Source organism: Bartonella harrusi (assembly GCF_024297065.1).
GTDB lineage: Bacteria > Pseudomonadota > Alphaproteobacteria > Rhizobiales > Rhizobiaceae > Bartonella > Bartonella harrusi.
Genome location: NZ_CP101114.1, coordinates 660,357 through 677,806, shown reverse-complemented (window position 1 = coordinate 677,806; position 17,450 = coordinate 660,357). Strand labels below are relative to the sequence as shown.

General features: G+C 35.7%; 11 protein-coding genes and 3 pseudogenes. 11 read left to right on the top strand and 3 right to left on the bottom strand.

Annotated features, from left to right (window positions below; translation table 11 throughout):
* Positions 1–78: 78 nt before the first annotated feature.
* Positions 79–1,839, bottom strand: a complete 1,761-nt coding sequence (locus tag NMK50_RS03140) for a ShlB/FhaC/HecB family hemolysin secretion/activation protein (RefSeq protein WP_254771170.1) — start codon at positions 1,837–1,839, stop codon at positions 79–81.
* Between the two features lie 506 nt (positions 1,840–2,345).
* On the opposite strand from NMK50_RS03140, the pseudogene NMK50_RS03135 reads away from it, so the two are divergent.
* The 11 genes and pseudogenes from NMK50_RS03135 to NMK50_RS03085 form a co-directional block, all read left to right on the top strand.
* A pseudogene (locus NMK50_RS03135) lies at positions 2,346–2,963 on the top strand (type ISP restriction/modification enzyme); the annotation flags it as partial.
* A gap of 1,876 nt (positions 2,964–4,839) precedes the next feature.
* Positions 4,840–5,337 (top strand): hypothetical protein, encoded by a 498-nt coding sequence (locus NMK50_RS03130; protein WP_254770842.1) that lies wholly within the window; start codon positions 4,840–4,842, stop codon positions 5,335–5,337.
* A gap of 163 nt (positions 5,338–5,500) precedes the next feature.
* Positions 5,501–6,151: a hypothetical protein gene (locus NMK50_RS03125; RefSeq protein WP_254770841.1), complete on the top strand. Its 651-nt coding sequence runs from the start codon at positions 5,501–5,503 to the stop codon at positions 6,149–6,151.
* Between the two features lie 14 nt (positions 6,152–6,165).
* The gene (locus tag NMK50_RS03120; protein WP_254770840.1) at positions 6,166–6,606 is read left to right on the top strand and encodes a hypothetical protein; all 441 of its coding nucleotides are present in this window, start codon (positions 6,166–6,168) and stop codon (positions 6,604–6,606) included.
* A 74-nt stretch (positions 6,607–6,680) separates the two neighbouring features.
* Positions 6,681–7,436 carry an ERF family protein gene (locus NMK50_RS03115; RefSeq protein ID WP_254770839.1) on the top strand — a complete coding sequence of 252 codons (756 nt, stop codon included), beginning with the start codon at positions 6,681–6,683 and terminating at the stop codon, positions 7,434–7,436.
* Position 7,437: 1 nt separating this feature from the next.
* Positions 7,438–8,061, top strand: a complete 624-nt coding sequence (locus tag NMK50_RS03110) for a lambda exonuclease family protein (RefSeq protein ID WP_254770838.1) — start codon at positions 7,438–7,440, stop codon at positions 8,059–8,061.
* Positions 8,062–8,121: 60 nt separating this feature from the next.
* Complete coding sequence (locus tag NMK50_RS03105) at positions 8,122–8,475, top strand: DUF488 domain-containing protein (protein ID WP_254769725.1); 354 nt, start codon at positions 8,122–8,124, stop codon at positions 8,473–8,475.
* Between the two features lie 271 nt (positions 8,476–8,746).
* A pseudogene (locus tag NMK50_RS10580) lies at positions 8,747–8,966 on the top strand (hypothetical protein).
* Between the two features lie 7 nt (positions 8,967–8,973).
* Positions 8,974–10,010, top strand: a pseudogene (locus tag NMK50_RS03095) (tyrosine-type recombinase/integrase).
* 910 nt (positions 10,011–10,920) lie between these two features.
* Complete coding sequence (locus tag NMK50_RS03090) at positions 10,921–12,135, top strand: NADP-dependent isocitrate dehydrogenase (RefSeq protein ID WP_254770837.1); 1,215 nt, start codon at positions 10,921–10,923, stop codon at positions 12,133–12,135.
* Positions 12,136–12,257: 122 nt separating this feature from the next.
* Entirely contained in the window at positions 12,258–13,685 is a 1,428-nt protein-coding gene (locus NMK50_RS03085; RefSeq protein ID WP_254770836.1) for an MFS transporter, read from the top strand.
* Positions 13,686–13,726: 41 nt separating this feature from the next.
* On the opposite strand, the gene NMK50_RS03080 is transcribed toward NMK50_RS03085, so the two are convergent.
* Both NMK50_RS03080 and tgt read right to left on the bottom strand, forming a co-directional pair.
* Positions 13,727–14,935, bottom strand: a complete 1,209-nt coding sequence (locus NMK50_RS03080; protein ID WP_254770835.1) for an MFS transporter — start codon at positions 14,933–14,935, stop codon at positions 13,727–13,729.
* 692 nt (positions 14,936–15,627) lie between these two features.
* Positions 15,628–16,746, bottom strand: coding sequence for a tRNA guanosine(34) transglycosylase Tgt (gene tgt, locus NMK50_RS03075; protein ID WP_254770834.1), 1,119 nt, complete (start codon positions 16,744–16,746; stop codon positions 15,628–15,630).
* Positions 16,747–17,450 lie beyond the last annotated feature (704 nt).

Here is a 17,450-nt window from a genome sequence, read left to right as displayed (position 1 = left end):
AAATCCTATCAATCTTTTTGTAAAAAAAGCCCCCAAAGGGTGTAAACAACAAAGCGATATCCTTTACCGCCCCTTCCTCTAAAACCTTAACAAAGCCCGTACTTGCAATACTCCACCCCTAGTCCCTTTCTCCAGCGGTGTCGACGCCTTCAAAAGATTGGAATAAGACAAATCAACATCCATCATCTCTCCAGCCGCATGAAAACCAAGCGTTGCGCCAACCAAGCGACCACCAAAACTGTTTTTGCTTGCATCATCGGCCACAGCCCCCAGATCAAGCGCCAAATAAGGGGAAAATTGGCTCATCAATTTACGACCTCTCTTGGAGGTAAAACCTGGCAATAACAGGGACAATTCATTGCGCCAAAACACTCCGTTATTGCCGTAATAAACCGCCTCACGCACCCCGCGTATAGAAGAGTTGCCGCCAAGCGATATTTGTTCTGAACCAAACAAACTATCGGGAGACCACTGCCCTGAAAACAGGCTATTGTAGCGAAAATGATATGAATGGAGTGAAAAAGGACGCACATAGCTCAAGGAAAAAGACCATTTTCTAAATTGCCCTTTGGGCGCATTGAGCGAGACATTTTCTTGCTCTTTATCATCATAGGCATCTAAGATCGCTAAACCTTTATGAAACCCTAGATGAACATTCAATTCTCCTCCAAGCCATTGGCGCATATGATCAAATGCAAAGGTCGCAATAGCCAATTTACGGCTCGATACATCAATCCTACTGCCCAGAATAAAATTATCGGCATATTTCCAGGTCAATCGTCCCGTAAGCCATGTCTTGCCCTCCTGATCACGGGCAATAACCCGCGAAATCCAAGGGGTAAGCGATAACGACTTGCCCGATGTTAAAATGTCAGAAAATATTCCTTTAACACTCGAATGATATTGGCTCCACGTGCCATCAAAACCCGCTGTCCAATAACCATAGGGAATGGAAAAGGAGCCCGTGACCGTATCACTGTTGGGACGCGCGTCTGTGAAATAATACACACCACCATCCATGGAGCGCTGATAGCTAAACGACCATTGATCATTGGAAGCTAATAAATCATCAAAAGAAAGGCTCAAGCGTGTTTGGTAGAGACCTGTTGCCTGAGCTCCAAGATTATCACTGGAAACTGTAAAACTCCAAGGTTTCTGTTTGACTATATGAAGATCAAGAATAGAATCACCAGAAACTTTTCCAGCTTCAAGATTAAGAGTGGCTTGACGAGAAAACAGCCGATTAATTTGATCAAGCCCTTGTTCTATCGCGCGTAAATTGGTCGGATGACCAATCAGATTTGGAAAAGCCGTGGCGATTTCGCCGCGATCTTTCCTCTCAACTTTATGACCATCCAGGGTGATATCCTCTACACGACCTTCAACAACAACAATTTTGAGATGACCACCCCTTAAATCTTGCTCAGGCAAATAAGCCCGCACCGCGATATAACCACGCTTGACATAAAGCATGGTTACCGCTTTGAGCACTTTGTTGATATCATCAATGCCTAAACAGTGCCCTTCCCAACGGGAAATGCTGCCATGAAGATCTCTATAAGAAATCAACCTAGCACCCATCAACGCAATATTTTTGATCATAAAACAGGTTTTTGATCTCGAAGCATTATCGGAGGTGCTTTCCTCATCATCCTCAAAAAATACTTCAGGCTTTCTTGTCCTTTTGTGCCATTCCTGAAAACGTCGCTGTTGCGTTTGTTGACGTTGAATAGTCTCTGATTGATGGATCACTTGATCCCGTATATTTTCTGCAAAACCCGGCAATGCGATAACACTTAAAACCATGGCAAGCACAAAACAACAAAATAACCGGATCATTAATTTTTTACACTCAACAGGAAGGGCAAAACAATACACCTTATGCTTCCTTAAGAAAGAAAAACAAAATGCATAACATTGTTGTAATGTTCTGAAGAAAACAATTCTTTGAAGAGGAAGGGAAAAAACATAAACTGTACTGTCTGCCCCCGCTTTATTGGCTATAAAAACTATCTTATCTCCCCCCATGAAGACTTTCATCTCTCTATTAAAGTGCAAGAACGCACTTGTACAAATTTACCAAGGTAGAGTGTGTAAACCTATTCAGAGAATAAAAAAAGACTTTAATCCATTCATAACAGTTTAATAAACAATATTATTCATTTTAATCGTTTAACTGTTACATCTGAGAGACAGCAACTATAGATGAGCTATAGCAAGTAGCTATAGTTTTATTATCATCGGATCAATTAAACATCATGACCAAAGCTTATAGCCTATCAAAGCAAAAAAAATCATGATGGGATTCCAGATGCGGGTTTAAAGAAATTTCAATATAAGGCTCTAAATCTTCTTATCCTAATGAGAACATCACTAAAGAAGATATCTTTTATTATGTTTACGGGCTCTTGCATTCAGAAGATTATCGTGCTTGTTATGCTGATAATCTCTCTAAAGAGCTCCCTCGCATCCCTTGTGTAAAGAGTGCTGAAGATTTCTGGGAATTTGTTAATGCTGGTCGTGAATTAGAAAATTTACACGTTAATTATAAAACCATAGAACCTTATCTCGTGACCTTTAAAAAAGGCAATCCAAAACTGACAGATATCAAGAACCCCGAAAAGTTTTATTACGTTACAGAAATGAAATTCGCTGGCAATAGCAAGGAAAAGAATAAAACCACTGTTATTTACAATAGCAATATCACAATAACAGATATTCCTCTTAAAGCTTATGACTATATCGTAAATGGTAAACCCGCTCTTGAATGGGTTATGGGGCGTCAATGTGTAAAAACTGATAAAAAGAGTGGCATTGTTAATGATACCAATCGCTATGCACTTGAGACCGTTGGCAACCCTGCTTATCCATTGAAATTGTTCCAAAGGGTTATTACGGTAAGTTTAGAAACAATGAAGATTGTTAAAAACCTACCAAATTTGGAATTAAGAGAAACTGAATAGACTTAAGACTTATGAAGCATGCCTATCATATGAACATGCCAATCTCATAAGGGGTATAGATCTTATAACCATAATCTATACCCCTCTTGTTATGTTGCTTATGTACAATCTTAAAGGAAAATTCTTTACCATGCGCTATTCTAAAAAGAGAAGCCTTGCACTTTTAGATACTCTCATTTGGATTGCTTTAAGGCTTTTAAGAAATCCTATCTTAAATAGAATGAGATTTTTTACATTGCCTTTAAAAGATTAACTCGCAATCTCAAATGATGCCTTTCATATCTTGCAAAAGCTCTCTTTAAAAAGAAGAATGAATGCTTCTATTCGTTACTCTTTTAATGACTTATTTTTGTAAAAATAAATCACACTCCCCCCAAAAACCTATAATATTGATTGTATTTACACACTATATTGTCAATTATCGTCAACTATGAGTTGTTTATTGAAAATTGATAAATTTTAACATATTGAAATATAACACTTTTTATTTTTTGCTAAATTTTTTTAAAATGAGCTAAAAAAACACCCCAAAACCTATTAAATTAATAGCTATAAAAGCCTTGATAGCATTTCTCATAATCACAAGCTGTCTTTTGAAAGGCTTTAAACGATCATATGCCCTCTCATAAAACATGATTTAAACACGCACTCTAATCATAAATGCTGTCAGTTCAATTTTTTGACAGATACTGACAAAACAGACACAACTCATGTCATTAATTGTCTATCTTACTCCCATTGCTTTTATACGTGATGGCTTTTATACGTGATGTTTCAAAATTTTGAAAAATACTAAAATATTGAAATATGATGTTTTTTTAAATGAGGGGATAAAATGACTGACATGACTGACATGACTGACATGACTGACATGACTGACATGACTGACAAGAAACAAAAGCCCCTTAAAAGGTATTTTGATAATGCTATAAGAATTCAATAGGTATCTATATATCTTTTTATAACAAATCAAAACCGCATGATTATATTTACCCTTTGTTTTATAAAAATGATGCGATGGCTATAGATAATGAATCAAAAGCTTTGGTTATAAAAATGCGATCTCTATTAAGGCTGTTTAAATTACCAACCTCTTATAAAAAAATCACAAAAATATTCACAAGTTATCTCATAAAAATAATGATGCTTTATAAATTTAAAAATACGCATCATAAAAGCGATTTTAGTTATTATGATGTTTAAAAGAGAAAAATAACGCAATTATGTAATATAGATTCAAATATAGGAAATAAAACGTAAAATATTCATAAGCATATGATGCATATTTATACACAATGGCATAAAAAATAATTACAAAAAATACAAAAAAGAATAAAATGTGATTGATAATAAATACGTATTTTGTTATATAAATACTTAAGTGTTTCAAACACTAAACCGTTAGTAGATAGGTTACGAGATAGCCTCTCCCATGTCTTTAAAATACTGGCTGTCTTTTATGCTCTTGTTAGTATATGAAGATTCTGTCAGGTGTGTTTACACCATACAATACCCTTATTAGGGAAAAGTGTAAGCAACGGACTTACTGCCGTGTTTTTCAACACCCGATGCCCTTATAGGGTTGTTAATGAAAAACATCTAATCAGTAAGGATTTAATGATGAAATCTACAGTTAAAAACACCCTGTTATCGCTTCCAATGCAAATGACACTACATCCCTTGCAAAACAAGAGCCTGTAAAAAATATGAATTTATTGATGATTGTGAATTAATAGATGATCATTATTTATACCGTATTAGAGCTTTAAGAGATTTTGGTGATGTTAAAAAAGGTGATCTAGGGGGGGGTATATCGAAAAGGAAAGCAACCTATCACACGAAGGCAATTTTGGATTTATGATGATGCTGCGTTTTTTTGGATGCCAAGCTTTATGAGAATGCTAAAATTTATCAAGAATTTAAAGTTTTTAGACAAGCCAAGGTTTATGGAAATGCTTTAGTCACTGGCAAGGCATGGTTTTTGGGTAATGATGCTTGCATTTATGATCATGCAAAAATCTATGATGATACAAAAATCGCTGGTCAAGTTTTTGGTAATGCCGTGGTTTGTAATAAAGCTATTATTACTGATGGTGCTAAAATTTATGAAAATGCTAGGGTTTATGATGATGCCCATTTTGGTGGCAATGCAAAAATAAAGGGCCCTGCTTATATTTGTGATGCTCTTATCTCAGGCAATTCTTATATTCATAGCAATGCTTCTTTAACTGCTAATGAAGATATCTGTGATGATGCATATCCCGAATTTGGTAGCGAAGATGATTACTATCGTCACGAATATTATGATGATTATGGTTATGATGATGATTACGAATATGATTGCAATTCTGAAGATGCAAATCAAGCAGCATAAATAACACCGCGGGCACAGCGGGGCGCACCTTCTTAAGAACATTCCATTCAAAATTTATTAGATATTTAGATTGGGTTTTCTCATAATTAGTACAGTTGTAACTAAAAAATATGAAATCACAAATGAAATCAAAGAAATTTACCAAAATAAGGATGGTAAATTTGTGCCTATAAATCTTTATCGCATTAAAGCTTTAAGGGATTTTGATGATGTAAAGGCTGGTCAATTGGGTGGTTTTATCGAAAATGAAAGCAACCTCTCTCATGAGGGTGATTGTTGGGTTGGAGATAGTGCAAAGGTTTTTGAGAATGCTGAAGTCTATGGCAATGAACTAATCAAAGATGGTGCATTGGTTTATAATAACGCAACAATTTTCGATGATGCACAAATTTTGGGTGCTGTGCACATTTTCAATCATGCAAAAGTTTCCGGTAATGCCAGTGTCCAAATACTTGCAAAAATTTATGGCAACGCAAAAGTGTGCGATAAAGCTTTTGTTTCTGGGAATGCACGAATATACCATGATGCAAAGATTAGTGGTAATGCAATAATTTCACAGAACGCAGAAATTTTTGATGATGCTTGTGTTTTTGAATCCGCATGTATTGCAGATGATGCACGTGTTTTTGGAAAGGCTAAGGTTTATGGCTATGCCGTAGTCCACGAAGGTGCACATGTTTCTGAAAAAGCTAAAGTTGGTGGTCACGCAGAAATCTCTGGAAATGCCCGTGTGTTTGGTGGTGCTATTGTTTGTGATCAAGCCAAAATAACTGGAAATACAAAAGTTTCTGGTAATCACACCGTTTTAAGATAGGGGCTGCTTTCATCATGGAAAAGAAATACGAACTTACTGATGAAGAAATTGAGTTTGATGGATATGTTACGCTTTACCGAATTCGTGCATTGAAAGACTTTGGAGATGTCAAAGCAGGTGATCTTGGCGGCTTTATAGAGGATGAAGACAATTTAAGTCATGAAAACGATTGTTGGATTTATAATGATGCCAAGGCGTGTTTCTTTGCTAAGATTTTTGATAGCACTAAGATTTTTGATAACGCACAAATTGCTTATAATGCAAAAATTTATAATAACGTCAAAATATATGGAGGTCATATTTTTGGAAGCACACAAATCTATGGAAACGTGATTATTGATAATGATTCAAGAATTTATGGCAATACAAAAATTTATGATAATTCAGAGGCTTGTGAACAAACTATGACCGACCAGAACGGCGACTCTTCAACAGAGTTCGATAATCCTTTCTAGCAACAAACAACAACCATTTTAACAAAAGCGTGATTCACGCAACGGGTGAATTGTGCGCAATGGAGGAAAACATAATGAATGAACAAAACACGAACCTAACAGAAGTTAAAGAAAATCCAAATTTAGCAGTTAAACAAACAGCTATGGATCTCATTTTAACAAGAGCCCTAGAAAATGATGTTGATATGGATCGTCTCGAACGGCTTATCTCCTTGAGAGAAAAGGAAATAGAACGACAGAATTACCAAAACTTTGTCCGTGATCTTTCTTTAATGCAAACGCAATATCAAAATATCCAGAAAAACTCTATAAATACTCATACAAATAGCCAATACGCTACCCTTGATCAGCATATTGATGCTGTAAAGGAGACCCTTTCAAAATACCACTTCGCTTTGTTTTCTCGTATCAAAGAACAAAATCATGACAATATCGTCATAGAAATGACTTTAACACATCCATCAGGAAACAAAATATCGACAGAAGGGAAATTTCCTTATGATGCTAAAAGATGCAAATCCGTCATTCAATCTCTTGATTCTACTATCACTTATGCACGCAGATATCTGTTAGGCATGCTTCTTAACGTCGCAAGCAAAGAAGACGATACAGATGGGAATATGCCTGAAAAACCAGCTTTTCCCCAACAAATCAATGAAATCGGAAGGCTTATGGTACAAACAAAGGTAGAAGAAAAAAAGATACTTTCTTATGCGAATGTTGAAACGCTTGACGATATCTCTGATCAGAAAGCACAAACCATTTTGCACCTTTTAAAAGATAAACAAAATAAGCAAATGGCATCAACACAACAACAAACGGCGGTGTAATATGGAACAAAGAACAGCAGAATGGTTTCAAGCAAGGTTAGGGAAAGTTACCGCGTCTAATGTTTACAATGTCCTCAGTAGAACAGCCAAAGGATTGCCGACAAGTAAATATGAAGACTACAAAATGAAACTCATGACAGAACGCTTAACAGGGGAAATAAGCCAATCTTATATAACACCATCTATGCAATGGGGGATTGAACATGAAGAGGATGCCCTGAAAGAATATGAATTCATTTATGATGCCGATGTCATAAAATGCGGTTTTATACCACATCCTATCATAGAGATGGCGGGAGCTAGCCCTGATGGTTTGATTGGTGAAGACGGTTTAATTGAAGTCAAATGTCCACAATCGACGACGCATCTTCGTTTTTTTATGTATGACGAGATTAAAACTGAATACAGAGCGCAGATGCAATTCCAAATGGCTTGTACAGGGCGCAAATGGTGTCATTTCATTAGCTATAATCCACAATTTGTAGGGAGATCATCTCACTTGCGTATGAAAATCCAACGCATCCACCGTGATGATGAACAAATTGAACAGATTACTAAAGCAGTCGAGGTCTTTTTAGCAGAAATAGAGCAAGACATGAAGCAGATCTTGACAAAAGCTGCATAACCCTATGGGGGTGCTCTCCTCCTCTCAGCACCCCCGCCCATTTATGTAAGGAAGTAAAACGTGTGTAATATCAAACAGAGTATCCTACACCCAGCTAAAGATGAGAAAGCTTGTTTTTTTACAATTGGCTATGAAGGAAAGTCCCTTGAGAATTATCTTGATTGTCTCATAGAAAACAATATCAAAACTTTATGTGATGTTCGTAGAAATCCAATAAGTAGAAAACATGGGTTTTCGAAAAGACAATTGGAGAAAGCTGTAAACAACATTAATATTGAATATATGCATATGCCTGAGCTTGGCATTGCCTCTGAAAAACGACAAAATTTGAAAACACAAAAAGATTACGAACGTCTTTTTGAAGAATATCAAAAGACAACACTCAAAAATCATTTGTGTGCAATAAACACATGATATCAAGTCTTTTTAAACAAAAAGCGCGTTGCAATTACTTGTTTTGAAGCCAATGTATGCATGTGCCATAGAGGGCAAATAGCCTTGGCTCTTACACAATTACAGGATTGGAAATATGAAATTCGGCACATCTAAAAAATAAGCATACAAATTTTTTAAAAATGGGAAAGCTCCATATGTTTCCCAGCACCCCCACACTCTCATGACAACTTTCAAGAAATGCGTGATTCACGCTACAGGGCAAATTGTACCTAAATTAAGGGGAATAAACATGGGACACCATCCACCTACTATAACACAACCAGCTATTGCGCGTGCTTTAAGAAAAGCAAAAAAATAAGGATGCGAATTAATAGAAATCAAACCTGCTGGTGAACTCCTCATCTACCTCAAATCCGATATCACAATACCAAACGCCGCCGCGAATCCAAACAAATTATTAGATTTGTCAAAGACATGAATACTACGAATATGCCCTCTCTCAAATGTAAAGTTGCAATGCCAAAACCACACCCCCCTCATCTTGTTAAAGAAATCACACGCCATGGTAAAATTATATGGTATGTGCGTATTGGTCATGGCAAACGTATTCGAATACGAGGTACCTATGGAACGCAAGAGTTTGTTGATAATTACAAAAACACACTTGCCCAATTACAAGGGCTTATCCTTCCTAAATCCAAAACAGGGAAACTAGTTGAAGGTTCTTTTGCATGGCTGATTAAATAATATTTTAACAGCTCCCATTGACATAACTTTGCTAAAGCTACAAAAAACAAAGAGAATTCATCCTTATGAAGGTATGTGATTCGATAGGGAATATTCCATACAAAGCCATCGAAAAGAAACATATCATTGCCGGTGTTGAACGACGTAAAGAAACACCTGCAATGGCTAGAGATTTTCTAAAATCACTTAATGGTCTTTTTAAATGGGCTATTGATCAAGGTCTTTTAGAAGACAATCCAGCATTAGGAATCAAAAGACCTACTCTTAAAAATAAAGGGGGATTTCCTGTTTGGACAGAAGAGGATGTTGAGAAATATTATCAAAAATGGGCTTTAGGAACGCATGAACGTCTTTAGATTGATGTCCTTCTTTACACGGGATTGCGTCGTGGTGATGCTGTTCGCATTGGTTGGAAAGACGTTAAAGAGAATATCATTCACTTAAAAACAGAAAAGAGCCAATTTAAAACAGATGTTTTTCTTCCCATTTTGCCTGAATTAGAAGAAACCCTTAAAATTGGTCCTATTGGAGAAAAAACATTCATTTGTGGTAGACGTGGAAACAAAACACCCAAAGAAAGTTTTGGGGGTTTATTTCGTAATTCCTGTATTAAAGCAGGTATCAAAAAATCAGCACATGGTTTGAGAAAATTAGCAGCAACACGCGCAGCAAATTCAGGTGCAACAATATCATAACTAAAAGCACTTTTTGGCTGGACAGATGACAATATGGCATCTCTTTATACGAAGAGCGCAGATCGTAAAAAACTTGCTCTTGAATCGATAAAAAAGCTCCAAAAAAGTTAGGGATAGAGGCAAAAAAAACGTAATAGAATCAACAACCACCCAATCCCTTACATTAGGCATAATTATTTGATTTTATTTACTCTCTGTTTGCCCCTTGAGCGTACCATATTCTTTTTTATTACAAGTAATTTATTGATTTAATTTATTTTTAAAAGATTTATGATGCGTAAATGTCGTTTAGGGGATAGAATTTAGCGATTGCCTTTGTAAAGATGGTAATTGTTTTTTCTACTTAAGAGTATTGTACTGTACATACCAGTAATAAAACGAGGGTTCTTGAAAAGAAAATCTTTCTTGAAAGTTCTGTTTTATAATAAGCTGAAATTTATAAGCTATATTAATGCATATACCTCTGATTTTTTGTACAAGGGTGCCTTATACTCTATGTATCTCTTCTGATTGTAAAAAATTTTAAGAATTCTCTAAATATTCTAAAAAAATCTAAAAATTATGTTTACCAACTCTTCTTGAATTATAGCTCTATCTCTAACCATACTTGATCTTTCTCTATACAAACGAGACGTGGCTGTAGAGTTAAAACAGTACAAAAATTTATAGATTCACTAATTCATTTATTAACGGAATATAACATCTACAAAAACTATAAAAAAAACCACAATAATATAAATTTATAAAACAATTAAATGAAATATAATAAAAAATCAATATTTCCTATACATGAGACAAGTTACATATCCCATGATTATTGCATAAATTTTTGCATTCAACTCTGTAATGATCATATTCTTTTTTTAACAAATTAACGCATTAATAAAACTTTATATTCATTATGGATATATTCTAACAATATTACACGCAAATTGCGCTTCCATCATCCTTGTTTTTACTTTTCATTATAAACCTGAAAGTGTTATAAAAATAATATCACTCAAACAAAAAAGGACTTCTAATGGCAAAGATAAAAGTGGAAAATCCCGTCGTTGAAATCGATGGGGATGAAATGACCCGTATTATCTGGAAAGATATTAAAGATAAATTGATCCACCCCTATCTCGATATTGAACTTAAATATTATGATCTTTCCGTTGTGAATCGAGATGCAACCAATGATCAGGTAACTATCGATTCTGCAAATGCTATAAAAAAATATGGGGTTGGTGTGAAATGTGCAACCATCACACCGGATGAGGCACGTGTTAAAGAATTTAGCTTAAAAAAAATGTGGAAATCACCCAATGGTACAATTCGTAATATTTTAGGGGGTGTCATTTTTCGCGAACCTATTATTTGTAAAAATGTGCCGCGCCTCGTTCCTACCTGGACAAAACCAATTATTATTGGCCGCCATGCTTTTGGGGATCAATATAAAGCCACAGATTTCACATTTCCCAGCGAAGGAAAACTAAGTATTAAATTTGTCGGAGTTGATAATCAAATCATTGAATATGATATTTTTGACGCGCCAAGTGCAGGGGTTGCCATGGCTATGTATAATCTTGATGAATCAATTCGTGACTTTGCACGTGCATCTTTTAATTATGGACTACAACGAAATGTCCCAGTCTATCTTTCAACAAAAAATACTATTTTGAAAGCTTACGATGGCCGTTTTAAAGATATTTTTCAAGAAATATTTGATGCAGAATTTAAAACTGAATTTGAAAATCGTAAATTATATTACGAACATCGTCTTATTGATGATATGGTTGCTTCCGCACTTAAATGGTCAGGTGGTTATGTATGGGCATGTAAAAATTATGATGGTGATGTTCAATCTGATATTGTTGCCCAAGGCTTTGGTTCTCTCGGTCTCATGACCTCTGTTCTTATGACACCAGATGGCAAAATTGTTGAAGCAGAAGCGGCACATGGCACAGTAACACGCCATTACCGTCAGCACCAAAGAGGTGAAGAAACATCAACAAACTCTATTGCATCTATTTTTGCATGGACACGTGGATTAGCACACCGTGCTAAACTAGATAACAATGAGAAATTAAAAAACTTTGCCAAAACATTGGAAAACGTTTGTATTAAAACTGTTGAAGAAGGTTTTATGACCAAAGATCTAGCACTTTTGATTGGACCCAAACAAAAATGGCTTTCTACAACAGGTTTTCTTGATAAAATTGATGAGAATCTTAAAAAAGCTGTAGGCCATTAATTGATCACTTCACTTAAACTTCAAAGCTCTACAAAAGAAGAGCTTTGAAGTTTTTCTTGGCAAATTCAAATAATTGCCTTATAAAGGAAGGAAGTCAACTTTTTATTAAATAGTAAAAAACAGTGGAACAAAAAAGCTGGTCAGCACTTTTATTGGGTAAAAATGGTACGCGCTTTTTAACGTTTACAGGTGGTGTTGTATTGCACGCTACGAACGTTTATATTGTTGTTACTATTTTGCCATCTCTTATAAGTGAGATGGGGAGTGGGCTATATTATTCTTGGGTGGCAACTGTTTTTATTATATCATCACTCTTTGGAACTTCGCTTGCAACAAAAATATTAGAAAAAACAGGTCCTCGCAAAGCTTATTTGCTTTCTGGTCTCATTTTTACTGTTGGTACCTTCATATGCGGTATGGCTTCAAATATGCCATTATTTTTAATAGGACGCTTTATTCAAGGATTTGGAAGCGGTTCTTTACTATCCCTATCCTATTCTATGATACGCCTTGCTTTTAGTCCATCTTTATGGTCACGTGCATTGAGTATTATCTCTGGAATGTGGGGAATAGCAATCTTGTTAGGTCCAGCTATTGGTGGTATTTCTGTATATTATGGCGCATGGAGAACATCCTTTTGGATCATTGGCATATTAGCGATAATCTTCTCGCTTATAGCTCTTAAAGTTTTACCAAAAGAAAATAAAAGAAAGATTCCAACATCCCCTCTTCCTCTTTTACAACTTTTCATACTCACCTTATTAATTTTTATTATTTCTGCTGGTGGTGCTACAAATATCAAAATTACGCAAATCTGCGGATTAATTATCGGATTGATCCTTTTCCTTGTTCTAGTAAAGATTGAAACATCCACACTTCACCCCATGTTGCCGCATAAATCCTTTTCTGTCTCTTCAGAGTTTTTTCCTATTTATATATTGATACTCGTTATGACGACAGTCGGGTATAGCATAGAGCTTTATTTTCCACTTTTTCTTCAAGAGCTTCATGGGCAAACCCCACTTATTGCCGGTTATATAGCGTCACTCATGAGTTTGGGTTGGACATGTGGTTCCCTATCAAGTGCTGGTATATCCCCAAAAAAAGTTCGCAGCATCATCATATATTCCCCTATATTAAGTCTTTTAGGTATAAGCAGCCTTTTATGGCTTATTCCAATGCAAAATTCCACATCTGAACATATTTTTATCATTTGCTTAGCATTGTTTTCTATCGGGATTAGTGCAGGAATAGCATGGCCGCATTTGTTAACACGGATCTTACAATGTGCAAACGATGAGGATGCTCTACGTGCTAGCGAATCATTTATCTCTGTACAACTCTTTTCAGCTGCATTAAGTGCAACACTTGCAGGAACAATCACAAATTTTGCTGGCCTCTTTAATCCGGGAGGAATAAGAGGAATGATTTCAGCCGCCGAGACTCTTCTTACCCTACTAATTAGTTTTTTATTTTTCCTTGGTATCCCATTTGCTCTACGCGTTTCCTATCGCATATTTAAAAATCCTATAGGACAATCAAAAAACTAAATTAAACGAAAAAATATTTTCTCTCTCAAAAATAAAATATGTCAATCACGCTTTTCCATATACCATGAGAAGCAGAAAATCAGTAATCCCCATAAAGTTAAAATCCCCCCCGCAATAGCAGTATATTCATAACTATAACCCAATCTCAAAACCCGTGCTCCAGATTCTGCACCAAGAGCGTTGGCAATATTAAAAGCAGACTGCATTAATGCTCCTGCCAAAATCTGCCCATTAAGAGTAACATTCATAATTTTTGTTTGTATAGAAGGCATAGCTGCAAAAGAAGTACCAACAAAAAAACATCCTAATGCAGCTGTTAATGGAGTATGGGATAAAAAGAAAAAAAGAAAAAAAACAAATGTACTCCAAAGCATCGAAAAAAATATTAATGGTGAAATACCAATTTTCACTGCTAATTTAGGTCCTAAAAGATTCCCGATCACCATACCAAATCCAACTAACGGCATAATAAATGGCACAAAATCAAGCGAAACAGCAGAAATATGCATTAATGTTGACTTAATATAAGTGAAAACAGAAAATAATCCTGAAGCCCCAACAGAAACCATCATCAAGAGAAACCACACCTGCTTCTGCTTTAAGGCACCAAGTTCACGTAGAGAATTTGTTTTTGTAATCTTCAAACCTGAAGGTAAAAATTTCCAAACGAGCAAACAACATAATAAAGCAATAGCACCAACAAGAACAAAAGCAATCTGCCAACCAACCAGTTGACCAATCCAAGTTGCACTCGGTGCTCCCAAAACGGTCGCAATTGTTAAACCAAGCATCACATACCCAACAGCTTTGGAACGTTCATTCATTTCTACCATTGTAGCTGCAACCATAGTTGCAAGACCAAAATAGATACCATGAGGAAGACCACTGATAAACCGCAACGCTACTAAGATGCTAAAATCAGAAAAAAAAGCACTTGCAATATTTGCCAGCGCATAAAAAAACATTAATCCTATCAGCACAGTTTTGCGTGATAACTGAGCTGTTGCAACAGCTAAAAGAGGCGCTCCAATCACAACACCCAATGCATAAGCAGAAATATATTGACCAGCGGTAGGAATATCAACAGATGAACTTCGTGCCATTTCTGGCTGTAAACCCATAGAAACAAATTCCGCAGTACCAATAGCAAAACTCCCCACGGCAAGAGCGAAGTTTGCCAAATAGCGTGTTCTCGAATCAATGCCTAAAGTGAAAATGTCTTTTCTATCAGAATCCCTCATCTTCTTCATTTCTATAGAGCAATACTTTCATCATAAATATCTGTCATATGGCGGAAATAAACGCAGAGTCTTCTTATATCTCTTTACTAAAAATTTCTAATAAAACATTGAAACATCTTCTAGAACAAAAGCGCTTTTCGTTTTCTTTTGATGTGAAATATTAAAATATCACTTTAATAAACAAAGTTTGTTTTTTAGATGCATGGAATCAACAATATTCTATAGCTTAAATAAAACACCTGTTATGAGAATACCATTATCAGAAAAGATAAGATAAGCTCAACACTGGATTAATTGTTTGTATTTTCCAAACCTTCAATTCAAACAAAAACACCTTATATTTACTGCTAAAGAAGACAGCCTTTGTCATAACTTAACTGTTTAAGAATAAAAAATAGAAATTACCCTATAAAAATGCAATTTTCATACTTCCTTAAGGATTTGCTAACCCCTCATTAACATTGTTGATCTAAACAACCATCAGGAACAAACTGTTCTCTCCGGATCAGGTAGCGCGTACCGGAGTAACAGTTTCTGTTTACTATTACAGTCAAAAAAGGAACATATACCAACAAACGAGACATTTATTTTAGATCCATACAATTGTATATGTCTAAAAAAACTTCTGGCTTCATTTTTAGCAAAAGCTCTTAAGACAAAACAAATTAAAAAAGCAGATGTTGTTCATTACAATCGATGCTTTAACGTCCTTGCCTCCATAAAGCACGTGTTTCAGCACAAAAATCACTATAGCACCCTTCTTCAATAGCATCACGAATTTCTTGCATAAGCTGCTGATAATAAAAGAGATTATTCCAAGTCAATAACATACCACCAAGAGATTCACCGGATTTAATCAAATGATGTAAATAAGCACAGTTATAATCATATGCAGCAGGACAAAGAGATTGTGGATCAAGAGGATGAGGGTCCTCTGCATAACGCGCATTACGCAAATTAATTCTACCAAAACGTGTAAAAGCTAAACCATGGCGTCCCGCACGGGTCGGCAGAACACAATCAAACATATCAATACCACGAGCAACACTGTGCAAAATATCATCAGGTGTTCCTACCCCCATAAGATAGCGTGGTTTATCCTCTGGTAAAATTGGACAAGTAACATCCAACACAGCTGTCATCACATTCTGTGGTTCACCAACGGCAAGCCCCCCAATAGCATAACCTTTCAAATCCATCTCTTTCAACGCTTGTGCAGAACGTTCACGCAGTTTCATATTATCACCACCCTGAACAATACCAAACAATGCTTTGTCTGGTTGATTGCCAAAAGCTGTTTTACAACGCTCAGCCCACCGCAACGAAAGTTCCATAGCAGCTTTTATTTCTTTTTCGCTAGCAGGCAGTGCAATACATTGATCCAACTGCATCTGAATATCAGAATTAAGAAGCCCTTGGATTTCAATAGAACGCTCCGGACTCATTTCATAGTATGCGCCATTAATGTAAGAACGAAAAATAACATTTTGTTCTGTAATTTTACGAATTCCCGCCAACGACATAACTTGAAATCCGCCAGAATCGGTTAAAATAGGTCCAGACCAGCGTGAAAATTCATGCAAACCTCCTAAACGAGCAACACGCTCTGCTCCAGGACGCAACATTAAATGATAAGTATTGCCCAAAATAATGTCTGCACCAAGAGCACGTATCTGATCCATATACATCGCTTTAACAGTTCCTGCTGTCCCAACCGGCATAAATGCGGGTGTACGAATATTCCCACGGTTTGTTATAATTTCACCACGACGTGCACATCCATCTTGAGCAATTTTTCTATAATGAAATGTCTTTATCATCACTCTTGTCTTTTTAATTCTACAAACTCATATCGCCTAAAAAGAAAAGCTATACCTTTTCTTATGGCATTTTCATAAGTTTTATGGATTGACCTTTGATTCGCTCAATATTGTAATCAGCATAAAAGAATTTAACAGAGTAAATAAAGTTTTATTATCAAACAATCATCATAAGTAAAGCGATAATCTTATTTTCCCAAAATACCTAATATACCAATAACATATCCCTATTTCAGCACACCATAGTTCTAAAGCCGTTGTTCAAACAACAACGACCTTACTTTATATAACCAATATAATTACAGGAAAGAATCGAGAGCTATAATAACAATAAGTAACAATAAAAGACCTTACCACGCATTACAATCAACAACCATAACACTCAAACCTAGATCGGCCCTTATTAAATGAATTTAGAAGAGATAAATGCAGAAACCTTCTGAGCTGCTTTTAAACATTTCTCAAGGCAAAGAATAGTCCTAAATCACGACCTCTACAAACCCACTTATACAAAAATATAAAATTCAAAACACATATATTGAAGTGGAGAAAAACTATAAAAAACTATAGATTCTATAGAGTTAAAAGAATAAAATCAGCTATTCATGCTCTGGTCCTAAGCCCATCTGTTATTAAATACGCAATTTTGACCGTAAGACTCTATTGCCAACAAGAGAAAATACCCTCCTTGTAAAACCAATAGC